The following is a 22,998-nucleotide window of genomic DNA, read 5'->3' as shown; positions in this document are numbered from 1 at the left end:
GAGGCTGACCCGGAGATTACATCTCTGTAATCTTCGGCCGGATGGGGCGGTTCACGGCAGACTGGCGGCCGCCCACGCTGCAGGAAGGGATGGCATTGAAGATTCTGATCGTCGAGGACGAACCGAAAACCGGGGACTATCTGAGGCAAGGGCTGGCCGAGGCCGGCTTCACCGTCGATCTGGCCCGCAGCGGGCTGGACGGGCTGCACCTGGGCGTGGCGGAGGCTTACGACCTGATCGTGCTCGACGTGATGCTGCCGGGCCTCGACGGCTGGCAGGTGCTCCAGACCTTGCGCAAGGCCGGCCGCGAGATGCCGGTGCTGTTCCTCACCGCGCGGGATAGCGTGGAGGACCGGGTGAAGGGGCTGGAGCTGGGGGCCGACGATTACCTGGTCAAGCCCTTCGCCTTCGCCGAGCTGCTGGCCCGGGTGCGCACCCTGCTGCGCCGGGGCACCCGGAGCAAGGAGCCGGAGGCCCTGCAGGCGGCCGATCTGGAGCTTGATCTGCTGCGCCGCCGGGTGACCCGCGCCGGCCGGCGGATCGACCTCACCGCCAAGGAGTTTGCGCTGCTGGAGCTGCTCCTGCGCCGTCAGGGCGAGGTGCTGCCCCGCTCGCTGATCGCCTCCCAGGTGTGGGACATGAACTTCGACAGCGACACCAACGTGGTGGAGGTGGCCGTGCGCCGCCTGCGCGCCAAGATCGACGACGACTTCGAGCCGCGGCTGATCCGCACCGTACGCGGCATGGGCTACGTGCTGGAGGCGCCGCCGTGCCGGTGAGCGGCCGGCGCGCGTCGCTCACCGCGCGGCTCACCCTGCTGTTCGCGCTGGCCTCGACTGTGGTGCTGCTGGTGCTGGGCTGGATCGTTGCCGGCTCGGTGGAGCACCACTTCGAAGAGCAGGACATGGCCGAGCTGAACGGCCGGCTGGCGCAGGTCGGCCGGCTCCTCGACAAGCTGCCCGCGGCTGGCGGGCTGGATGGCGTGCCGCGGGCCCTGGAGGATTCGCTGGTGGGCCACCACGGCATCGCCATCGCGGTGCTGGGGCCGGATGGCCGCATCCACCGGGCCGGCCACGGGGCGGCCTTTCCCGAGGCCCGGCTGCGCGGCGGCCCGGCGGACGGCCGGCCCCGGGTGTGGGAGGACGCCGGCAACGCGTACCGGGGCGTGGTGGCGGCGCTGCCCACCGGCATCCCCGGCGCGTCGCCGCTGCGGGTGGGCGTGGCCACCGACATCGCCCATCACCGCAGCTTCATGGATTCGTTCATGCGCACCCTGTGGTGGGTGGTGCTGGGGGCCTCGCTGGCCACCGGGCTGCTGGGCTGGTTCGCGGCCCGTCGCGGGCTGGCGCCCCTGCGGGCGATGGGCCACCGGGCCGGCGAGGTGAGCGCCCAGCGCCTCGACCAGCGCCTGCCCGCAGACCGGGTGCCGGCGGAGCTGGCCGAGCTGGCCGACTCCCTCAACGCGATGCTGGCCCGCCTGGAGGAATCCTTCCGGCGCCTGTCGGATTTCTCGTCCGATCTGGCCCATGAGCTGCGCACCCCGGTGAGCAACCTGATGACCCAGACCCAGGTGGCGCTGACCCGCGCGCGGGACGCCGATGCCTACCGGGAGGTGCTCGAATCCAACGCCGAGGAGTTCGAGCGGCTGTCGAGGATGATTGGCGACATGCTGTTCCTGGCCAAGGCCGAGAACGGGCTGATCGTGCCGGGGCAGGCGCGTTTTCCGCTGGCCGACGAGGTGTCGGCGCTGTTCGAGTTCTACGGGGCGGTGGCCGAGGACAAGGGCGTCACCCTGCGCCTCTCGGGTCGCGCCGACGTGGCAGGCGACCGCCTGATGCTGCGCCGCGCCATCGGCAACCTGCTCTCCAACGCCCTGCGCCACACGCCGGATGGGGGCGCGGTGACGGCCACCGTGGCGCTGGCGCCGGACGAGGCCGGCCGGCCCGGCGTGCGGCTCGCCGTCGCCAACACCGGGGCGCCGATTCCGGCAGAGGTGCTGCCGCGCCTCTTCGACCGCTTCTACCAGGCCGACGCCGCCCGCCGCCACGGGGGCGAGGGCGCCGGGCTGGGGCTGGCGATCACCCGCTCGATCCTGCGCGCCCACGGCGGCGAGGTGAGGGCGCGCGTCGAAGACGGGCAGAACGTGTTCGAGATCTGGCTGCCGGCGGCGGACTGAAGCCGGCCCGGCTCCCGGCCGGGTTTCCAACTTCATGGCCGAACCCAGGCGGGCGGCCTTTGCCGGTGCGCGCATGGCCCGCCGGATGGCGCTTTCCGGCGCATCGCCCAGGCCCTACAATCCGCCGCGTCCTGTCCGGGAGTCCACCTTGCACCCCACACCGCTGCCCCCCGGGCTGATGCTGGTTCACGGCAATCGCCCCGAAGCCCTGCGCGACCTGCTGGTCGCGTGGGCCCGGCGCTATCCGCTCGCGCCCCTCGAAACCGAAACCCTGCTGGTGCACAGCAACGGCATCGCCCAGTGGCTGCGCCTGGCGCTGGCCGAAGACCCGGCCGCGGATGGCGTGGGCGGCGGCTGCGGGATCGCCGCGGGGCTCGACATGTCGCTGCCGTCGCGTTTTCTGTGGCAGGTGTACCGAGCCGTGCTGGGCCGCGACGCGGTGCCGGAGGTCTCGCCCTTCGACAAACCGCTGCTCCTGTGGCGGCTGATGCGCCTCTTGCCCGACACGATGAATGAACCGGCCTACGCGCCGCTGCGGCGCTTCCTGGCGTCCGACGCCGATCTGCGCAAGCGCTTCCAGCTGGCCGAGCGGCTGGCGGATCTGTTCGACCAGTATCAGGTGTATCGCGCCGACTGGCTGGCCGCGTGGGCCGATGGCAACGACGTGCTGATCCGTGCCAGCGGCGACCGCATGGCGCTGCCCGACGAGCAGCGCTGGCAGGCCAGCCTGTGGCGGGCGCTGCTGGCCGACGTGGGCGGCGGCGCGGCCGGGCAGGGCCGGGCGGCGGTGCACAAGGCGTTTCTGGACCGGGTAGCCGCGTGGCCCGACGATGCGCCGCGCCCGGCGGGCCTGCCGCGCCGGGCGATGGTGTTCGGCATTTCGGCGCTGCCGCGCCAGTCGCTGGAGGCCCTGGCGGCGGTGGCCCGCTGGTCGCAGGTGCTGATGTGCGTGCACAACCCCTGCGAGCACTACTGGGCCGACATCGTCGCCGACAAGGCGCTGCTGCGCGCCACCCGCAGCCGCCAGCGCCGCCGCGAGGGCGCCCCCGAGACCATCCCCGACGAGGCCCTGCACCTCCACGCCCATCCGCTCTTGGCCGCGTGGGGCAAACAGGGGCGCGATTTCATCGGCCTCCTCGACGAGCACGACAGCGACACCAGCCGGGCCGGCTACCGGCACCGCTTCGCCGCCCTTGGCAAGCGCATCGACCTCTTCGACAGCCACGGGGGCGATTGCCTGCTCAACCAGCTGCAGGACGACATCCGCGACCTGCGCCCCCTGGGCGAGAGCCGCGCGCGCTGGCCCGCGGTGTCGCCCGACGACGCCTCGATCCGCTTCCACGTGGCCCACAGCGCCCAGCGCGAGGTGGAGATCCTCCACGACCAGCTGCTGGCCGCCTTCAACGCCGACCCCACCTTGCGCCCGCGGGACGTGATCGCGATGGTGCCGGACATCGACGCCTATGCGCCGCACATCCAGGCGGTGTTCGGGCTGGTCGACCGGGACGACCCGCGCTTCATCCCCTTCAGCATCGCCGACCAGGGCCGGCGCCACCACGACCCGCTGGTCAATGCCATCGCCCGGCTCCTCGACCTGCCCACCGGCCGGCTGGCGGTGAGCGACGTGTTCGACCTGCTCGAAGTGCCGGCCCTGCGCGCCCGCTTCGGCATCGCCGAGGACGACCTGCCGCTGCTGCATCGGTGGATACACGGCGCCAGGATCCGCTGGGGCCTGCACGCCGCCCATCGCCAGAGCCTGGGCCTGCCCGACGCCCCCGAGGCCAACAGCTGGCTGTTCGGCCTGCGCCGGATGCTGCTCGGTTACGCGGTGGGCGCCGGCGCCGGGCCGTGGCAGGAGATCGAGCCCTTCGACGAGATCGGCGGGCTGGATGCCGCGTTGCTGGGCCCGCTGGTGGCCTTCGTCGAGCGCCTCGACGCCACCTGGCAAGTGCTGCGCGAGGATGCCGACGTGCCCGGCTGGTGCGCCCGCCTGCGCGGCCTGATGGCGGATTTCTTCGCCCCGGACGACAGCGCCGACGCCTTCACCCTGCAGCAGCTCGACCAGGCCCTGGCCCGCTGGCTCGACGCCTGCACCGCCGCCGGCCTCACCGCGCCGCTGCCGCTGGCGGTGGTGGGCGAGCACTGGCTGGCCCAGCTTGACGACGGCGGGCTGTCCCAGCGCTTCTTCGCCGGCGTGGTGACCTTCGCCACGCTGATGCCCATGCGGGCGATTCCCTTCCGCCGGGTGTGCCTGCTGGGGCTCAACGACGGCGATTACCCGCGCACCCGTCCGCCGATGGACTTCGACCTGATGGGGCGCGACTACCGCCCCGGCGACCGCTCCCGCCGCGAGGACGACCGCTACCTGTTCCTCGAGGCGCTGCTGTCGGCCCGGGAGCACCTGCACGTGTCGTGGGTCGGGCGCAGCATCAACGACAACACCCCGCGCCCGCCGTCGGTGCTGATCGGCCAGCTGCGCGACCACCTCGCCGCCGGCTGGCGGCTGGCCGGGCGCGACGACGGCGACGCGCTGCTCGACCACCTCACCGTCGAGCACCGCCTGCAGCCCTTCAACCCGGATTACTTCCCGGCCGACCCGGCCGCGTCGCGCCTGTTCACCTACGCCGGCGAGTGGCGCATCGCCGACGACCGCCCGGCGCCGGACGCCACCCTGCCGCCGGTGGCGCGGGACGAGCCGCTCACCGTCGCCGAGCTGGCCACCTTCCTGCGCGACCCGGCGAAGGGCTTCTTCCGCCAGCGCCTGCGGGTGGATTTCGAGCCGGACGACCCGGCCAGCGACGACCAGGAGCCCTTCGACCTGGACGGCCTGCAGAAGTGGAGCCTGTGGAACGAGCTGATCGCCGCCCAGGCCGAGGCCATCCACGCCGGTTCCGAGCCCACCGAAGCCCTGGCGGCCGGCCTCGAACGCATCGCCCGCCGGGGCGAGCTGCCCGCCCGGGCCTTCGCGCTCATCCAGCGGGACGCGCTCGCCGCGCCGATGGCCGATCTCTTCGCGCGCTACGCCGCCGGCCTCGCCGAATGGCCGCAGCCGATGGAGGGCGACGCCGAAATCCGCCACCTCCACGAGGCCACGGGCCTGAGGCTGGAGGACCGCCTCCACGACCTGCGCCTGACTGACGACGCGCAGCGCGGCCGGGTGGTGCTGGAACCCAGCGACGCGGTAAAGGACGGCAAGTACCGCCGGCACAATCTGGTGAAGCACTGGGTCGCCCACCTCGCCGGGCATCTGGCCGGCGGGCCGCTCACCACGCTGGTGGTGAGCAAGGTGGGCGACGTGCGCTTCGAGCCGCTGGAGGTGGACGATGCCCGCGCCCAGCTCGACGCCCTGATCGCCGCCTGGCAGGACGGCCAGACCCGCCCGCTGCCGCTGCCGGTGAAGACCGCCTTCGCCCACCTCGCCGACGTGGACGGCAACAAGAACACCGCGCCGCAAACCTACGAAGGCGGCTACAACGCCCCCGGCGAAGTGCAGACCAGCCCCTACCTGCAGCGGGTGTGGCCGGATTACGCCCGCCTCACCGCCAGCGGCGAATTCGCCCGGCTGGCCGAGCGCCTGCTGCGCCCCCTCCACACGGCAACGTTCGCCGCCAAAGCCGCGGCCAAGGCGGCCCAGAAGGGCGACGCCCGATGAACCCGACCCCCCTCGACCCCCTGCGTTTTCCGCTCAAGGGCAGCCGGCTGATCGAAGCCAGCGCCGGCACCGGCAAGACCTTCACCATCGCCGCGCTATACCTGCGCCTCGTGCTTGGCCACGGGGGCGACGCCGCCTTCAGCCGCCCGCTCGACCCGCCGGAGATCCTCGTCGTCACCTTCACCGACGCCGCCACCAAAGAGCTGCGCGACCGCATCCGGGCGCGGCTCTCCGAGGCGGCGGCGTGCTTTCTGGTCGATCCTGCCCATGTCGAGCCCGAGCCGCCCGGCACCGATCTGCTCCACGACCTGCGCGCCGACTACCCGCCCGAGGCCTGGGCCGGCTGCGCCCGGCGCCTGCAGCTCGCCGCCGAGTGGATGGACGAGGCGGCGGTGTCCACCATCCACGGCTGGTGCAACCGCATGCTCCGCGAGCACGCCTTCGACAGCGACAGCCTGTTCACCCAGCGCCTCGAAACCGACGAGGACGAGCTGCTGGCCGAGGTGGTGCGCGACTACTGGCGCAGCTTCATGTACCCGCTGGACGTGGACGCCGCGCGGCGGGTAAGCGGCTGGTGGGGCTCGCCCGAGGGGCTGCAGGCGGTCGTCCGGCACCTGCTGCCCCATGTGGCGCTGCTGGGCGAAGGCCCGACGCCGGCCGAGGCCATCGAGCAGGCCCGCGCCGCGAAACGCGAACGTCTTGCCGAACTCAAGGCCCCGTGGGCCGGGTGGGTGGAGGAGCTGCGCACGCTCTTCGACGGCGCCCGGGCGAAGAAGCAGTTCGACGCCCGCAAGCTCAACCAGGCCAACTGCGAGCGCTGGCTGGTGGCCCTCGAAACCTGGGCCGGCGACGAGACCGAAAAGCCCGCGCTCACCGACACTGCCTGGACGCGCCTCACGCCCGAAGGCATCGCCGAGATCTGGCGTGAGGGCGAGCCGCCTGCACACGAGGCCTTCAAGGCCATGGCCGGGCTGGGCGCCGCGCTGACCGGCCTGCCCGAAGGCCGCGACGAAACCCTCGCCCACGCCGCCCGCTGGGTGGCCGAGCGCTTCGCCATCGAACAGGCCCGCCGTGCCCAGATGGGCTTCGACGACCTGCTCGGGCGGCTCGACGCGGCGCTCGCCGGCCCCAACGGCCCGCGCCTCGCCCAGCTCATCCGCAACCAGTTTCCGGTGGCGCTGATCGACGAGTTTCAGGATACCGATACAATTCAGTACCGAATCTTCGACACCGTGTATCGCTTGGCCGACAACAGCGACGCCACCGGACTTGTGCTGATTGGCGACCCCAAGCAGGCCATCTACGCCTTCCGCGGCGCCGACATTCACACCTACCTCGCCGCCCGCCGCGCCACCGCCGGCCGGCTGTACACCCTGCGGCGCAACTTCCGCTCAACAGAAGGCATGGTCGCCGCCACCAACCGCTGCTTCGAGCTGGCCGAGCGCCGCGAGACAGGGCAGGGCGCCTTCCTGTTCCGCAGCGGCGACGACAACCCGGTGCCCTTCCTGCCCGCCGAGGCCAAGGGCCGCGACGACGTGCTCGTCGCCGACGGCGCGCCGCTGCCGGCGCTCACCGCCTGGCGCCTGCCCGCGCCGGAGGACGGCAAGGCGATCGCCAAGGAAGCCTACCTCGCCGCGATGGCGCAGGTGTGCGCTGGCGAGATCGCCCGCCTGCTCAATCTGGGTGTCGCCGGCAAGGCCGGCTTCGACGGCGACAAGGGCCGGCGCCTTCTTCGCCCGTCCGACATGGCGGTGCTGGTGAACAACCGTACCGAGGCCGACACCATCCGCAGCGCGCTCGCCGAGCGGGGCGTGCGCAGCGTTTACCTTTCGGAGCGCGAATCCGTCTTCCAGCGCCCCGAGGCCGGCGACCTGCAGCTGTGGCTCGCCGCCTGTGCCGAGCCCGACGACGGCCGCGCCCTGCGGGCCGCGCTGGCCACCGCCACCCTGGGCCTGGGCTGGGCGGATCTCGACCGCCTCAACCACGACGAGCTTGCCTGGGATGCGCGCATCGAGCAGTTCCGCGCCTACCGCGAGTGCTGGCGCCGCCAGGGCGTGCTGCCGATGCTGCGCCGCCTGCTCAACGACTTCCGCGTGCCGGCGCGCCTGCTGGCGGCGGGGGGCAGCGGCGAGCGCAGCCTGACCGATCTGCTCCATCTGGCCGAACTCCTCCAGCAGGCCAGCAGCCTGCTGGACGGCGAGCACGCGCTGATCCGCCATCTGGCCGAACAGCGCCAGGACGCCGCCGCCGGGGGCGACGCCCGCCAGATCCGCCTCGAGAGCGACGCCCATCTGGTGCAGGTGGTCACCGTACACAAGTCGAAGGGGCTGGAGTATCCGCTGGTCTTTTTGCCCTTCGCCTGTGCCTTCCGCGCCGCCAAGTCCACCGACCTGCCGCTCAAGTGGCACGACGCCGACGGCCGGCTGCGGCTGGCGCTGGCCGACGACGGCAGCGCGGTGGCGCAGGTGGACCGGGAACGCCTGGGCGAGGACCTGCGCAAGCTCTACGTGGCGCTCACCCGCGCCCGCTACGCCACCTGGATCGGCGTCGCCCCCCTCAAGGAGGTGGAGCGCAGCGCGCTGGGCTATCTGGTGGGCGGCGATCTGCAGGCGGGGCTCGACGCCCTGGCGGCCGGCTGCCCGCCCATCGCCGTGATCGACCGCCCCGAGCCGGCGCCCGACCTGTACGCCGGCGGCGACCGCGCCGTCGTCGAAGGCGCCGCCCGTCAGCCGGTGCGCCCGGTGCGCGAGCACTGGTGGATCGCCAGCTACTCCGCCCTGCAGACCGCCGCGGCCAGCGCCGAAACCGCGGCGGAGGACGTCTTCCTCGAAGCCGCGGGCTCCGACGCGCTGCCGCCGTCGCCGCCGCCCGCCCCGGCCGACGGCGCCCGCCTGCACGATTTTCCCCGGGGCGCGGCGGTGGGCACCTTCCTCCACGAGATCCTCGAATGGGCCGCCGGTCAGGGCTTCGGCGCGGTGGCCGCGGCGCCTGCGCTGCTGCGCGACGCCGTTGCCCGGCGCTGCGCGGTGCGCGGCTGGGCGGCGTGGATCGACCCGCTGTGCGCGTGGCTGCAGGATTTCCTGCAGATGCCCCTGGGCGCGCCGGACGACGCCGGCTTCACCCTCGCCGGGCTGCCGGTGGCGGTGGCCGAGATGGAGTTCTGGATCGCCGCCCACCGGGTGGATCTGGCCGCGGTGGATCGCCTGGTGTGCGCCCACACCCTGGGCGGCGCCGAGCGGCCGCCCCTGGCGCCGGGCCAGCTCAACGGCATGCTCAAGGGCTTCATCGACCTGGTGGCCGAGCACGACGGGCGCTACTACGTGCTCGACTACAAATCCAACTGGCTCGGGCCCGACGACGCGGCCTACACCCCGGCGGCGATGGCCGCGGCGGTGCTCGCCAAGCGCTACGAGCTGCAGTACGTGCTCTACCTGCTGGCGATCCACCGCCTGCTCAAGCTGCGCCTGCCCGATTACGACTACGACCGCCACCTGGGCGGGGCGATCTACCTCTTCCTGCGGGGCAGCCAGTCGCCCGGCCGCGGCATCCACGCCGAGCGCCCACCCCGGGCGCTGATCGAGGCGCTGGACGCCCTGTTCGCCCACGCCGGCCAAGGGGAGCCCGCGTGAATCCTGTCCTGAACGACCCCGTCGCCACCCTCGCGCTGATCGCCCGCTGGGCCGACCACGGCTGGCTGCGCGGGCTGGATGCCGCCTTCGCCGCCTTCCTCGCCCGCGAAGTGCCGGATGCGCCGCCGCCGGCCCTCCTGGCCGCCGCGCTGGCCAGCCATCAGCTGGGTCGCGGCCACGCCTGCCTCGATCTGGCCGACACCCTGGCCGACCCGGGCTTCGCCCTGTCGCTGCCGCCCGACGGCGACGACCCGCGCGGCGAGGCCCGTCCGCCGCTGCCGGCCGAGGTGCTGGCCGGGCTGGATCTGGCCGGCTGGCAGGCGGCGCTCGCCCACCCCGAGCTGGTGGCCGACGGCCCCGGCGTCACCCCGCTGGTGGCAGTGGGCCGGCGGGTTTACCTGCGCCGCTACTGGCAGTACGAACGCGCGGTGCGCGAGGCCATCGACGCGCGCCTCGCCGCGCCCCTGCCGCTGCCGGCCGACGCCCTGCGGGCCGCGCTGGATGCGCTGTTCCCACCCGCCGCCAACGGGCCGGACTGGCAGAAGATCGCCTGCGCGCTGGCTGCCCGCAGCGCCTTCGCGATCGTCACCGGCGGCCCCGGCACCGGCAAGACGACTACCGTGGTGCGCCTGCTGGCGGTGCTGCAAGCCCTGGCCCTGGCAGGCGAGGCCGGGCGCCCGCTGCGCATCCGCCTCGCCGCGCCCACCGGCAAGGCCGCGGCGCGGCTCAACGAATCCATCGCCGGCGCGGTGGCCCGCCTGCCCCTCGACGACCTGCCCGAGGGCGAGGCGGTGCGCGCGGCGATTCCGGCGAAGGTGACGACGCTCCACCGCCTGCTCGGCAGCCGGCCGGATTCCCGCCACTTCCGCCACCGCGCCGGCAACCCGCTGCCGGTGGATGTGCTGGTGGTGGATGAGGCCTCGATGGTGGATCTGGAGATGATGGCGGCGGTGCTCGCCGCGCTGCCGGCCAAGGCGCGCCTGGTGCTCTTGGGCGACAAGGATCAGCTGGCGTCGGTGGAGGCGGGCGCGGTGCTGGGCGAGCTGTGCCGCCGGGCGTCGGAGGGCCATTACACGGCAGAGACCGCCGGGTGGATCGCAGACGTGACTGGCGCGACGATCCCCGCGTCGCTCATCGACCCGGCCGGCACGGCCCTCGATCAGGCGGTGGCGATGCTGCGCTTCAGCCACCGCTTCCGCCACGACAGCGGGATCGGCCAGCTGGCCGCCGCCGTCAATGCCGGCGACGTGGCGGCTGCCGTCGGCTGCTTCGACGCCGGCTTTGCCGATCTCGCCCGGGTGGCGACAGGCGAGGGCGCCGACGAACGCGCCCTGCGCCGGCTGGCGGTGGAAGGCGACACCGGCAGGGGCTACGCCGGCGAGCGCCCGCTGGGCTACCGGCATTACCTCGCAACCCTGCGCGATGCCCGGCCGGCTGCCGGCGCAACGCAAGACGCCATCGACGACTGGGCGCGGGCGGTGCTTGCCGCCCACGGCCAGTTCCAGCTGCTGTGCGGCCTGCGCCGCGGGCCGTGGGGCGTGGAAGGGCTCAACCGGCGGATCGCCGGCTGGCTCCAGGAGGCCGGGCTGATCCCCGCCGCCGAGGGCTGGTATGCCGGCCGGCCGGTGCTGGTCACCCGCAACGACTACGGGCTGGGGCTGATGAACGGCGACATCGGCATCACGCTTGAACTACCCGGCGGCGTGCTGCGGGTGGCGTTTCCGGCGGGCGACGGCAGCGCCGGCATCAAGTGGGTGCAGCCCAGCCGGCTGCAGGCGGTGGAGACGGTGTTCGCCCTCACGGTGCACAAGTCCCAGGGGTCGGAGTTCGCCCATGTGGCGATGGCGCTGCCGGAGAGCCTGAGCCCCATCCTCACCCGCGAGCTGATCTACACCGGCATCACCCGCGCCCGGCAGTGGTTCACCCTCGCCGATGCGCCGGGCTCGGCGGTGCTGGCCCGCGCGGTGGAGCGGCGGGTACTGCGGGTTTCGGGGCTGATGGCTGACTGAGGCGGGGCGCTTGGCTGGGTTTTCAGGGGGCGCTGTTCCTTTCTGGCAGGTGTGAAATCCTGCCCACTGGAGGCAAACCTGCAGCGTAGAATCGAGCCGTTTGCCATCCAGCCCGCCCCTCCAGCCCGTCATGCCCCACGCCGACATCGTCCAGCGACTGATCGCTGCCCATCCGCCCCGGCAGGATGCCCTGCTGCCGATCCTCCACGCCATCCAGGACGAACTCGGCTGGGTGCCGCCCGCGGCCACCACGGCCATCGCCCAGGCGCTCAACCTCTCCCGCGCGGAAGTCCACGGGGTCATCAGCTTCTACCATCACTTCCGCACCTCGCCGCCGGGCCGGCAGGTGATCCAGCTGTGTCGGGCCGAAGCCTGCCAGGCGCGCGGGAGCGAAGCGCTGGAGGCCCACGTGCGGGGCGTCCTGGGGGTGGGCTATCACCAGACCAGCGCCGACGGCGCGGTGAGCCTGGAGCCGGTGTATTGCCTGGGCAACTGCGCCTGTGGGCCGTCGCTGCGGGTGGGCGACGCGGTGATCGGGCGGGTGGACGCGGCGCGCTTCGACCGGCTGCTGACCAACCTGCGGGAGGAGCTGCCATGAGCGTGCGCGTGTATGTGCCGGCCGACACCACCGCGCTGGCGGTGGGCGCCGAGGACGTGGCGCTGGCAATTGCGGCCGGCGCGGCGGCGCGGGGCGTCTCCGTGGAGCTGGTGCGCAACGGCTCCCGCGGGCTGTTCTGGCTGGAGCCGCTGGTGGAGGTGGCCACCCCGGCCGGGCGCGTGGCCTATGGCCCGGTGGAGGTGGCCGACGTGCCGGGCCTGCTCGATGCCGGCCTGCTCACCGGTGGCGCGCACCCGCTGGCCCTGGGGCTCACCGACGAGATTCCCTACCTCAAGCGCCAGGAGCGGCTGACCTTCGCCCGGGTGGGGGTGGTCGACCCGCTGTCGCTGGACGACTACTCCGCCCACGGTGGGCTCGCCGGCCTGCGCGCGGCGCTGGCGATGACGCCCGACGAGATCGTCCAGGCCGTCACCGATTCGGGCCTGCGTGGGCGGGGCGGGGCGGCCTTTCCGGCGGGCATCAAGTGGCGCACCGTGCTGGGCGCGCCGGGCACCGAAAAGTACGTCGTGTGCAACGCCGACGAGGGCGATTCCGGCACCTTCTCCGACCGCATGCTGCTGGAGGGCGACCCCTTCTGCCTGATCGAGGGCATGGTGATCGCCGGGCTGGCGGTGGGGGCGCGGCGGGGCTACATCTACCTGCGCTCCGAGTACCCGCTGGCGTGGCGCACGGTGAACACCGCGCTGCGCCTGGCGCGGGACGCCGGCCTGCTGGGCGACGACATCCTGGGCTCGGGCCGGGCCTTCGAGATCGAGGCGCGGCTGGGCGGCGGGGCCTACATCTGCGGCGAGGAGACCGCGATGCTGGAGAGCATCGAGGGCAAGCGCGGGCAGGTGCGCGTCAAGCCGCCGCTGCCGGCGGTGAAGGGCCTGTTCGGCAAGCCGACGGTCATCAACAACCTCATCACCCTGGCCAGCGTGCCGGTGATCCTCGCCAGGGGCGCCGGCTTCTACCGGGATTTCGGCCAGGGCCGCTCGCTGGGCACGCTGCCCTTCCAGCTGGCCGGCAACGTGCGCCGGGGCGGGCTGGTGGAGAAAGCCTTCGGTCTCACCCTGCGCGAGCTGCTGGAGGATTTCGGCGGCGGCACCGCCAGCGGCCGGCCGGTCGGCGCGGTGCAGGTGGGCGGCCCCCTGGGCGCCTATCTGCCGCCGGACGCGCTCGACCTGCCGCTCGACTACGAGGCCTTCTCGGCCCGCGGCGCCATGATCGGCCACGGCGGGGTGGTGGTGTTCGACGACCGCGTCGACATGGCCCGCATGGCGCGCTTTGCGATGGAGTTCTGCGCCGAGGAATCCTGCGGCAAATGCACCCCCTGCCGCATCGGCTCGACCCGCGGCATGGAAGTCATCGACCGCATCGTGGCGGGCGACGAGCGGGCCGCCAATACCGCGCTGCTGCACGATCTGTGCACCCTGATGAGCGAGGGCTCGCTGTGTGCGATGGGCGGCATGACGCCTTTCCCGGTGCTGTCGGCCCTGAAGCACTTCCCGGCCGATTTCGGGCTCGAAGCCCCGGAGGCGCCAGCCCCCGCCGAGCGGAGGGTCGTCCAATGAGCTGTCGCTGCCAGACCGACTTCGGCACCCCGCCGGTCAGCGCCGACCGCACCGTCACCCTCACCATCGACGGCCGGCAGGTGGTGGCGGCGGCCGGCACCTCGGTGATGCGTGCGGCGCTGGAGGCCGGCATCCCGATCCCCAGGCTGTGCGCCACCGACGCCCTCGAGGCCTTCGGCTCGTGCCGCCTGTGCCTGGTGCAGATCGACGGCCGGCGGGGCTATCCGGCGTCGTGCACCACGCCCGTCGAGGCGGGGATGCGCATCGTCACCCAGTCGCCCCGGCTCGCCGAGTTGCGCCGTGGGGTGATGGAGCTGTACATCTCCGATCACCCCCTCGACTGCCTCACCTGCAGCGCCAACGGCAACTGCGAGCTGCAGGACATGGCCGGCGTGGTGGGCCTGCGGGAGGTGCGCTACGGCTTTGCCGGCGACAACCACTTCGACGCCACCCACGCCCAGCCCAAGGACGAATCCAACCCGTACTTCAGCTTCGATCCGGCCAAGTGCATCGTGTGCAGCCGCTGCGTGCGGGCCTGCGAGGAAGTGCAGGGCAGCTTCGCGCTGACCATCGCCGGGCGGGGTTTTGAATCGAAGGTGACGGCCGGCGCGGACGAGGGTTTCCTGGGGTCGGAGTGCGTCTCCTGCGGCGCCTGCGTGACAGCCTGCCCGACGGCGACGCTGACCGAGAAGAGCCTGATCGCCGCCGGCCAGGCCCAGCGCGGGGTGGCCACCACCTGCGCCTACTGCGGCGTGGGCTGCGGTTTTGTGGCCGAGGTGAAGGGCGAGCAGGTGGTGCGGATGGTGCCGGACAAATCCGGCGGCGCCAACGCCGGCCACGCCTGCGTGAAGGGCCGCTTCGCCTGGAGCTACGCCACCCACCCGGATCGGGTGACCACCCCGATGATCCGCGAAAGCATCGACGCCCCGTGGCGCAAGGTGTCGTGGGACGAAGCCATCGCCTACGCCGCCGGCGAGTTCCGGCGCATCCAGGCCAAGTATGGCCGGCTGGCGGTGGGCGGGATCACCTCGTCGCGCTGCACCAACGAAGAGACCTACCTCGTCCAGAAGCTGGTGCGCGCCGGTTTTGGCAACAACAACGTGGACACCTGCGCCCGCGTGTGCCATTCGCCCACCGGCTACGGCCTCAAGCAGACTCTGGGCGAATCGGCCGGCACCCAGGATTTCGAATCCGTGCTGTCGGCCGACGTGATCGTGGTGATCGGCGCCAACCCCACCGACGGCCACCCGGTGTTCGGCTCGCTGCTCAAGAAGCGCATCCGCCAGGGCGCCCAGCTCATCGTGATCGACCCCCGCGCCATCGATCTGGTGCGCACGCCCCATGTGGCGGCAGCGCATCATCTGGCCCTCCGGCCCGGCACCAACGTGGCGATGATCAACGCGCTGGCCCACGTGATCGTCGCCGAGGGGCTGGTGGATGAAGCCTTCGTGGCCGAACGCTGCGAGGCCGAGGCCTTTGCCGCGTGGCGGGATTTCGTGCTGCGTGAAGAGAACAGCCCCGAAGTCGTCTCGGGCATCGCCGGGGTGTCGGCCGACGCCATCCGCGCCGCGGCGCGCCTTTACGCCGGCGCCGGCAACGGGGCGATCTACTACGGCCTGGGCGTCACCGAGCACAGCCAGGGTTCGACGATGGTGATGGGCATCGCCAACCTCGCCATGGCCACCGGCAACATCGGCCGGCCGGGCGTGGGGGTCAATCCGCTGCGCGGGCAGAACAACGTGCAGGGCTCCTGCGACATGGGTTCTTTCCCCCACGAGCTGCCGGGCTATCGTCCGGTGGCCGATGCGGCGGTGCGCGGCGCCTTCGAGGCCCGCTGGGGCGTGACGCTCGACCCGGAGCCCGGCTACCGCATTCCCAACATGTTCAACGCAGCGATTGCCGGCAGCTACAAGGGCATGTACGTCCAGGGCGAGGATCTGGCCCAGTCCGACCCCAACACCCAGCACGTGCACGCCGCGCTGCGCTCGCTCGAATGTCTGGTCGTGCAGGACATCTTCTTCAACGAGACGGCCAAGTTCGCCCACGTCTTCCTGCCGGGCGCGTCCTTCCTCGAGAAGGACGGCACCTTCACCAACGCCGAGCGGCGCATTTCGCGGGTGCGCAAGGTGATGGAACCGCTCTCCGGCAAGGCCGACTGGCAGGCCACCCAGGCGCTGGCCCAGGCCTTGGGCGTGGCGATGGACTACCGGCACCCGTCCGAGATCATGGACGAGATCGCCGCCCTCACGCCCAGCTTTGCCGGGGTGAGCTACGCGCGGCTCGATGCCGCCGGCAGCCTGCAGTGGCCCTGCAACGACGCGTCGCCCGCCGGCACGCCGATCATGCACACCGAGCACTTCACCCGCGGCCTGGGGCGTTTCGTCGTCACCGAGTACGTGCCGACCACCGAAAAGGTCACCCGGCGCTTCCCGCTTATCCTCACCACCGGGCGCATCCTCAGCCAGTACAACGTGGGTGCCCAGACCCGCCGCACCGCCAACACCGTGTGGCACAGCGAGGATCGGCTCGACATCCACCCGCTCGACGCCGCCGACCGCGGCATTGCCGACGGCGACTGGGTGCACATCGAAAGCCGCGCCGGCCAGACCCGGCTGCGGGCCCGCATCTCCGAGCGGATGCAGCCGGGGGTGGTCTACACCACCTTCCACTTCCCGGGCTCCGGCGCCAACGTGGTGACCACCGACAACTCCGACTGGGCCACCAACTGCCCCGAGTACAAGGTGACCGCCGTGCAGGTGGCGCTGGGCGAGCAGCCCGCCCGCTGGCAGGCCGACTTCCGCCGCATGGACGCCGACCAGCAGGCGCTGCTGCCTCCGGGGCCGGAGGCGTGATCGCGGAGGAGGAGGGCGAGCTTCCCGCGTTGCAGCATGTGCCGGCCACGCGCTTCGGGCCGGCGGGCGCTGCGCCGCTGGAAGACGCGGTCGTCGAGGAGGTGCCGGTGGCGCTGGTGTACAACGGCATCTCCCACGCGGTGATGCTCGCCACGCCCACCGATCTGGAAGATTTCGCCCTCGGCTTCAGCCTCAGCGAAGGGCTCATCGCCAGCCCGGCGGAATTGCTGGAGGTGGAGGTCGTCGTTTCGCCGGCGGGTGTCGAGCTGCAGCTTCGCGTCACCGCCGAACGTTTCCAGGGCTTCAAGGCCACCCGCCGGCAGCTCGCCGGACGCACCGGCTGCGGCCTGTGCGGACGGGAGAGCCTCGATCAGGCGATCCTTCCGGTGCCCTCTGTGCCGGAGGGCCTCGTGGTCGACGCCGCCGCGCTCACCCGCGCCATCGCCGCGCTGCCGGCCGCCCAGGGGCTCCATCGCCAGAGCGGTGGCGTACACGCCGCCGCCTGGGCCAACCCGGACGGCGCCATCCGCCTGGTGCGGGAGGACGTGGGCCGTCACAACGCGCTCGACAAGCTCCTTGGGGCGCTGCGCCGTCAGCGCGTGGCGCCCGCCGACGGCTTCGTGCTCATCACCAGCCGGGCCAGCCACGAACTCGTCCACAAGGCCGCCAGCGCGGGGGTGCAGCTGCTGGCCGCGGTGTCGGCGCCCACCGCGATGGCGGTGCGCAACGCCCAGGCCGCCGGGCTTACGCTGGTTGGCTGGCTGCGGGAGCAGGGTTTCTCGGTGTATGCCGGCGCGGGGCGGATTGCCGGCCCGGAAAAAGAAAAACCCGAGTGGCCGGGGGGCCGCTCGGGTTAAATCCACACCAAAGGAGGAGAGGGGTGGAGGAGACAGAGCGAAGCATACGCTTCCGTATGGGTGCAGTGCAACATGAAATTTGTAAGCTGCCGTAAAGTCCGTCACGAACCCGGCTTACCCGGATCGACTGCGCCCGGCGGGAAGGGCGCTGGCATGACGCCGCTGGCGCTGCCGGCCTCGTCCGGGGTGGCAAGCCGGGCTTCCCGGAAAGCCTGGGGCGGCAGGCCGGTCCAGGCCCGGAAGGCCCGGGCAAAACTCTTCTCGTTACGAAAACCCACCAGCGCCGAGATCTGCTTGATCGACCGCTGACTGCGGTTGAGCAGCTCGATGGCCCGGGCGCGGCGGGCTTCGTCCTTGAGCTGCTGGAGCGACGAGCCTTCGTCGCTGAGCTGGCGGTGCAGGGTGCGCACCGACACGTTGAGGCTGCCCGCCACGATCTCGGCGGTGGCCGCGCCGTTGGCCGGGTCGCGCAGGAAGCGCCGCACCCCTTCCACCAGCAGGCGGTCGCGGCGGTACTGCAGCACCGTGAGGGGCAGGGCGCGCTGGAGCATGGCGCGCAGGGCGGCCTCATCCCGGCGGATCGGCAACTCCAGGTAGCGGGCGTCGAAGGCGATGGCGGCCTGCTCCGCTTCGAAACGCAGCGGGCCGGGGAACATCAGCGGATAGGCGTCGGCGTGGGCCGGGGCAGGGAAGGGGAAGCGGCTCTCCAGCAGCGGAATCCGCGAGTCGATCGCCCAGCAGGCGTAACCCAGCACGTAGCGCAGCAGCGTCACCTGGCAGAACTCGTGCATCTCGCCCAAGGGCCGGTGGAGGGCGATGGTGAGGGTGGCGACGGCGCGATCCACCGCCAGCGTGAGCGCGATGTCGTCGGTGAGCAGGCGGTGATGGCGGCACCAGCGCTTGAGCGCCACGCCCAGATCGGGCGACCCCAACGACGCCCGGCACAGCAGGCCGTAGCTGCCCCACGGCAGCCGGCGCGAGAACCAGCCCAGGGCCTCGTCGTCGAGTTCCTGCATCGCATGGCCGGAAATGAGCTCCATCTGCGCGGCGGTGACGCGGGCGTCAGGGTCGTCGAGCATGGCCGGATCGATGTCGGCCCGGGCGAGCGCGCCGGCGGGGTCGATGCCGTACCGGCGGTAGGCCAGCACGATGGCGCGGATGAAGGCGATGGGGGTGGCGGCGCGGCCCTGGCGGGACGGCGGTGGCGCGGCGGAGCGGCTGGCGGTCATGGTTGCCCGATCTTACCGCCTTGGGCGATGCCGTGGCACGATTTGCAACCACGATGGCGCCCGCGGCCACCGCCGACCGCGTACGCTGCGGAGCACTCGAACGGTGCCTCGCACCCGATTCGGCCCAGAACAAACCGGAGGAGACACCCCATGCACATTCCCAGCCTGAACTTCCATCTCGGCGAGACCATCGAGGCCCTGCGCGACACCGTGCAGGCCTTCGCGGCCAAAGAGATCGCCCCGCGCGCGGCCGACATCGACCGGGACAACCTCTTCCCGGCCGACCTCTGGAAGAAGCTCGGCGACCTGGGCCTGCACGGCATGACCGCCCCGGAGGAGTACGGCGGCACCAACATGGGCTACCTCGCCCACATCATCGCGCTGGAAGAAGTCTCCCGCGCCTCGGCGTCGGTGGGTCTGTCCTACGGCGCCCACTCCAACCTGTGCATCAACCAGATCCGCCGCAACGGCACCGAAGCCCAGAAGCAGAAATACCTGCCCAAGCTGATCTCCGGCGACCACGTCGGCGCGCTGGCGATGAGCGAGCCCAACGCCGGCTCCGACGTGGTGAGCATGAAGCTGCGCGCCGACAAAAAAGGCGACCGCTACGTGCTCAACGGCTCCAAGATGTGGATCACCAACGGCGGCGACGCCGACACCCTGGTGGTGTACGCCAAGACCGACGTGGACGCCGGCGCCCGCGGGATGACCGCCTTCATCGTCGAGAAGGGCTTCAAGGGCTTCACCCACGGCACCCACCTGGACAAGCTGGGCATGCGCGGCTCCAACACCTACCCGCTGTTCTTCGACGACTGCGAGGTGCCCGAAGAGAACGTGCTGGGCGGCGTGGGCAACGGCACCAAGGTGCTGATGAGCGGCCTCGACTACGAGCGCGCCGTGCTGTGCGGCGGCCCGCTGGGCATCATGGCCGCGTGCATGGACGTGGTGGTGCCTTACCTCCACGACCGCAAGCAGTTTGGCCAGCGCATCGGCGAGTTTCAGCTGATGCAGGGCAAGGTCGCCGACATGTACTCCACCTGGATGGCCAACCGGGCCTACGTGTATGCCCTGGGCCAAGCCTGCGACAAGGCCGACCACGCCCGCACCCTGCGCAAGGACGCCGCCGGCGCCATTTTGTACTCCGCCGAGAAGGCCACCTGGATGGCTGGCGAGGCGATCCAGACCCTCGGCGGCGTGGGCTACACCAACGAATACGCCACCGGCCGCCTGTGGCGCGACGCCAAGCTCTACGAGATCGGCGCCGGCACCAGCGAGATCCGCCGCATGCTGATCGGCCGCGAACTCTTTGCGGAGACCTGCTGATATGAGCGCACCCGCCCGGCCGCCCGAAGGGGGCGCGATCCCTCCCGTGGGGAGGATGTCACGCAGTGACAGGAGGGTCGTCCAATGACCGTCATCAAATCCAGCATCAACACGCGCTCCGCCGACTTCCAGGCCAACGCCGAGGCGATGGGCAAGGTCGTCGCCGACCTGCGCGAGAAGGCCGCCCAGGTCGCCCTTGGCGGCGGCGAGGCGGCCCGCGCCAAGCACACCGCCCGCGGCAAGCTGCTGCCCCGCGACCGGGTGGATCACCTGCTCGACCCCGGCACCGGCTTCCTCGAGATCGGCCAGCTCGCCGCCTTCGGCATGTACGACAACGAGGCCCCGTCGGCGGGCGTGATCGCCGGCATCGGCCGGGTCAATGGCGTCGAGTGCATGATCGTCGCCAACGACGCCACCGTGAAGGGCGGCACCTACTACCCGATGACGGTCAAGAAGCACCTGCGCGCCCAGGAGATCGCCCAGCAGAACAAGCTGCCGTGCATCTATCTGGTGGATTCCGGCGGCGCCTTCCTGCCCAAGCAGGACGAGGTCTTCCCGGATCGCGACCACTTCGGCCGGATCTTCTTCAACCAGGCCAACATGTCGGCCGAGGGCATCCCGCAGATCGCGGTGGTGATGGGCTCCTGCACCGCCGGCGGCGCCTATGTGCCGGCGATGAGCGACGAGACGGTGATCGTCAAGAACCAGGGCACGATCTTCCTGGGCGGTCCGCCGCTCGTGAAGGCCGCGACCGGCGAGGTGGTGACCGCCGAAGACCTGGGTGGCGGCGACGTGCACACCCGCGTCTCCGGCGTGGCCGACCACCTGGCCGAGAACGACACCCACGCGCTCTCCATCGCCCGGCGCATCGTCGGCACCCTCAATCGTGTGAAGCCCGTCGGCCTCAATCTGGCGAGCGCCGAAGAGCCCCTGTACGACCCGTCCGAAATCTACGGGATCATCCCCACCGACACCCGCAAGCCCTACGACGTGCGCGAGGTGATCGCCCGCATCGTCGATGGCTCGCGCTTCGATGAGTTCAAGGCGCGCTACGGCACCACGCTGGTCACCGGCTTTGCGCACCTCTACGGCATGCCCATCGGCATCGTCGCCAACAACGGCATCCTGTTCGGCGAGTCGGCCCAGAAGGGCGCCCACTTCATCGAGCTGTGCGCCCAGCGCGGCGTGCCGCTGGTCTTCCTGCAGAACATCACCGGCTTCATGGTCGGCCGCAAGTACGAGAACGGCGGCATCGCCAAGGACGGCGCCAAGATGGTCACCGCCGTCGCCACTGCCCAGGTGCCCAAGCTCACCGTGCTCATCGGCGGCAGCTTTGGCGCAGGCAACTACGGCATGTGCGGCCGCGCCTACAGCCCGCGCTTCCTGTGGATGTGGCCCAACAGCCGCATCTCGGTGATGGGCGGCGAGCAGGCCGCCAGCGTGCTCGCCACCGTGCGCCGCGACGGCATCGAAGCCAAGGGCGGCGCCTGGAGCAAGGACGAGGAAGAAGCCTTCAAGTCGCCGATCCGCCAGCAGTACGAAGATCAGGGCCACCCCTACTACGCCACCGCCCGGCTGTGGGACGACGGCGTGGTGGACCCGGCCCAGACCCGGCGCATCCTCGGCCTGTCGCTTTCGGCCAGCCTGAATGCCCCGATTCCCCAGACCCGCTTCGGCCTGTTCCGGATGTAATCAATGAGTACAAGCGATGAAATTCTTGGGTTGGCTGCAAGAGAAAAGTATTGGAAGTTTGCTCAGGCATATCTAGCAGCCAGCGAACGACAGTGCAAAGCAATTTCCGAAAATGAAGAGTTATTCGGCTACCCAGATGGGGCGGTTTGTCTTTATTTGGCCCAGCATGCAATCGAACTCTTCTTAAAAGGCATGTTGATTAGCCGGAAACCAGATGCGGTAAATAACGTGCACCAGATATCCCAGCTCGAAAGGGAATTCAAAGCAATTTTCACAGAACCCGAATTCAAATGGGACGTGCCATTCTCCGAACTAGTAGATTGGGCGTCTGTACCCAAAGACCAGCGGATTCCGCATGACCAATTGCTGCGGTATCCAACAAAAAAGGGAGTTACCGAATGGTCCTCTCATTGGCAGGGATTTGGGGCTCAAGCGTTCTTGGGTTCGCTAAACCGCATTCGAGAAGATTTTTTTCGGCTCCAGCATGCTGAGAAGATCCGATCTAACAAAATGCCGTAAGGGAAAGCAAATTGTTCGAAACCCTGGAAATAGCCCGCGACGGCGGCATCGCAACGATCTGGATGAACCGCCCGGACGTTCATAACGCCTTCAACGAGGCGCTGATTGCCGAACTCACCGACGCCTGCCGGCAGCTCGACGCCGACGACACGGTGCGGGCGGTGGTGCTGGCCGGGCGGGGCAAGAGCTTTTCGGCCGGTGCCGACCTCAACTGGATGCGCCGCGCGGCGGACGCGTCGGTGGACGAAAACCTCGCCGACGCCCGCAAGCTGGCGGGAATGCTGCGGGCCCTGGCCGAACTCACCAAGCCCACCATCGCCCGGGTGCAGGGCGCGGCGCTGGGGGGCGGGATGGGCCTCGCGTCGGCCTGCGACATCTGCGTGGCCTCGACGGCGGCGAGCTTCGCCACCTCCGAGGTGCGCTTCGGGATCATCCCGTCGGCCATCAGCCCCTACGTGCTGCGCGCCATCGGGGCCCGCCAGGCCGGGCGTTACTTCCAGACCGCCGAGCGGATCTCCGCCGCCGAGGCCAAGGCGCTGGGCCTCGCCCACGAGGTCGTGGCGCCGGAAGAACTCGACGCCAAGGTGGCCGGGATCGTCGCCGCCTTGCTGGTGGGTGGGCCGAAATCCCAGGCCGCCGCCAAGGATCTGATCCGCGCCGTGGCCGACCGGCCGGTGAGCGACGCGGTGGTGGAAGACACCGCCCGCCGCATCGCCGAGCTGCGCGCCACGCCCGAGGCGAAGGAGGGCCTCGCCGCCTTCCTCGACAAGCGCCCGGCGGCGTGGGCGCCGGACTGAATTTCGCAGTTTGAGGTAGGTCGGGTTAGCGCAGCGTAACCCGACATCGAGGGATCGGCCCCGACCACACCTCGCCGTCAGCTGGTCTGAC

General features: G+C 71.2%; 14 protein-coding genes. 13 read left to right on the top strand and 1 reads right to left on the bottom strand.

The annotated features are described in order from the left end of the window. Nucleotides 1-95 precede the first annotated feature (95 nt). From ACE3N6_RS12310 to fdhD, 9 genes are all read left to right on the top strand, one after another. Entirely contained in the window at nt 96-779 is a 684-nt protein-coding gene (locus tag ACE3N6_RS12310; protein WP_374246076.1) for a heavy metal response regulator transcription factor, read from the top strand. Further along, nucleotides 776-2,176, top strand: coding sequence for a heavy metal sensor histidine kinase (locus tag ACE3N6_RS12305; RefSeq protein WP_374246066.1), 1,401 nt, complete (start codon nt 776-778; stop codon nt 2,174-2,176). The genes ACE3N6_RS12310 and ACE3N6_RS12305 overlap by 4 nt, the downstream gene beginning before the upstream one ends. A gap of 148 nt (nt 2,177-2,324) precedes the next feature. Next, nucleotides 2,325-5,828, top strand: a complete 3,504-nt coding sequence (gene recC / locus ACE3N6_RS12300; RefSeq protein ID WP_374246065.1) for an exodeoxyribonuclease V subunit gamma — start codon at nt 2,325-2,327, stop codon at nt 5,826-5,828. After that, nucleotides 5,825-9,457 carry an exodeoxyribonuclease V subunit beta gene (gene recB, locus ACE3N6_RS12295; RefSeq protein ID WP_374246064.1) on the top strand — a complete coding sequence of 1,211 codons (3,633 nt, stop codon included), beginning with the start codon at nt 5,825-5,827 and terminating at the stop codon, nt 9,455-9,457. Before recC ends, recB begins: the two co-directional genes overlap by 4 nt. Further along, on the top strand, nt 9,454-11,466 hold the full coding sequence (gene recD, locus ACE3N6_RS12290) for an exodeoxyribonuclease V subunit alpha (RefSeq protein WP_374246063.1): 2,013 nt from the start codon (nt 9,454-9,456) through the stop codon (nt 11,464-11,466). The genes recB and recD overlap by 4 nt, the downstream gene beginning before the upstream one ends. A 130-nt stretch (nt 11,467-11,596) precedes the next feature. Further along, on the top strand, nt 11,597-12,064 hold the full coding sequence (locus tag ACE3N6_RS12285; protein ID WP_374246062.1) for a formate dehydrogenase subunit gamma: 468 nt from the start codon (nt 11,597-11,599) through the stop codon (nt 12,062-12,064). After that, nucleotides 12,061-13,638: a formate dehydrogenase beta subunit gene (locus ACE3N6_RS12280; RefSeq protein ID WP_374246061.1), complete on the top strand. Its 1,578-nt coding sequence runs from the start codon at nt 12,061-12,063 to the stop codon at nt 13,636-13,638. Before ACE3N6_RS12285 ends, ACE3N6_RS12280 begins: the two co-directional genes overlap by 4 nt. Further along, the gene (fdhF, locus tag ACE3N6_RS12275; RefSeq protein WP_374246060.1) at nt 13,635-16,490 is read left to right on the top strand and encodes a formate dehydrogenase subunit alpha; all 2,856 of its coding nucleotides are present in this window, start codon (nt 13,635-13,637) and stop codon (nt 16,488-16,490) included. The genes ACE3N6_RS12280 and fdhF overlap by 4 nt, the downstream gene beginning before the upstream one ends. Continuing rightward, complete coding sequence (gene fdhD / locus ACE3N6_RS12270; RefSeq protein WP_374246059.1) at nt 16,487-17,347, top strand: formate dehydrogenase accessory sulfurtransferase FdhD; 861 nt, start codon at nt 16,487-16,489, stop codon at nt 17,345-17,347. The genes fdhF and fdhD overlap by 4 nt, the downstream gene beginning before the upstream one ends. A 101-nt stretch (nt 17,348-17,448) precedes the next feature. On the opposite strand, the gene ACE3N6_RS12265 is transcribed toward fdhD, so the two are convergent. Beyond that, nucleotides 17,449-18,576, bottom strand: coding sequence for an AraC family transcriptional regulator (locus ACE3N6_RS12265; protein ID WP_374246058.1), 1,128 nt, complete (start codon nt 18,574-18,576; stop codon nt 17,449-17,451). 150 nt (nt 18,577-18,726) lie between these two features. On the opposite strand from ACE3N6_RS12265, the gene ACE3N6_RS12260 reads away from it, so the two are divergent. The 4 genes from ACE3N6_RS12260 (at nt 18,727) to ACE3N6_RS12245 (ending at nt 22,907) form a co-directional block, all read left to right on the top strand. Continuing rightward, nucleotides 18,727-19,899, top strand: a complete 1,173-nt coding sequence (locus ACE3N6_RS12260; protein ID WP_374246057.1) for an isovaleryl-CoA dehydrogenase — start codon at nt 18,727-18,729, stop codon at nt 19,897-19,899. Nucleotides 19,900-19,983: 84 nt separating this feature from the next. After that, entirely contained in the window at nt 19,984-21,591 is a 1,608-nt protein-coding gene (locus tag ACE3N6_RS12255) for a carboxyl transferase domain-containing protein (RefSeq protein ID WP_374246056.1), read from the top strand. 3 nt (nt 21,592-21,594) lie between these two features. Then, entirely contained in the window at nt 21,595-22,110 is a 516-nt protein-coding gene (locus tag ACE3N6_RS12250; protein WP_374246055.1) for a hypothetical protein, read from the top strand. 11 nt (nt 22,111-22,121) lie between these two features. Beyond that, nucleotides 22,122-22,907, top strand: a complete 786-nt coding sequence (locus ACE3N6_RS12245; protein WP_374246054.1) for an enoyl-CoA hydratase/isomerase family protein — start codon at nt 22,122-22,124, stop codon at nt 22,905-22,907. Nucleotides 22,908-22,998: the final 91 nt, after the last annotated feature.

The organism is Zoogloea sp., assembly GCF_041904905.1.
GTDB lineage: Bacteria > Pseudomonadota > Gammaproteobacteria > Burkholderiales > Rhodocyclaceae > Zoogloea.
This window is presented reverse-complemented; position numbering and strand designations above follow the sequence as displayed.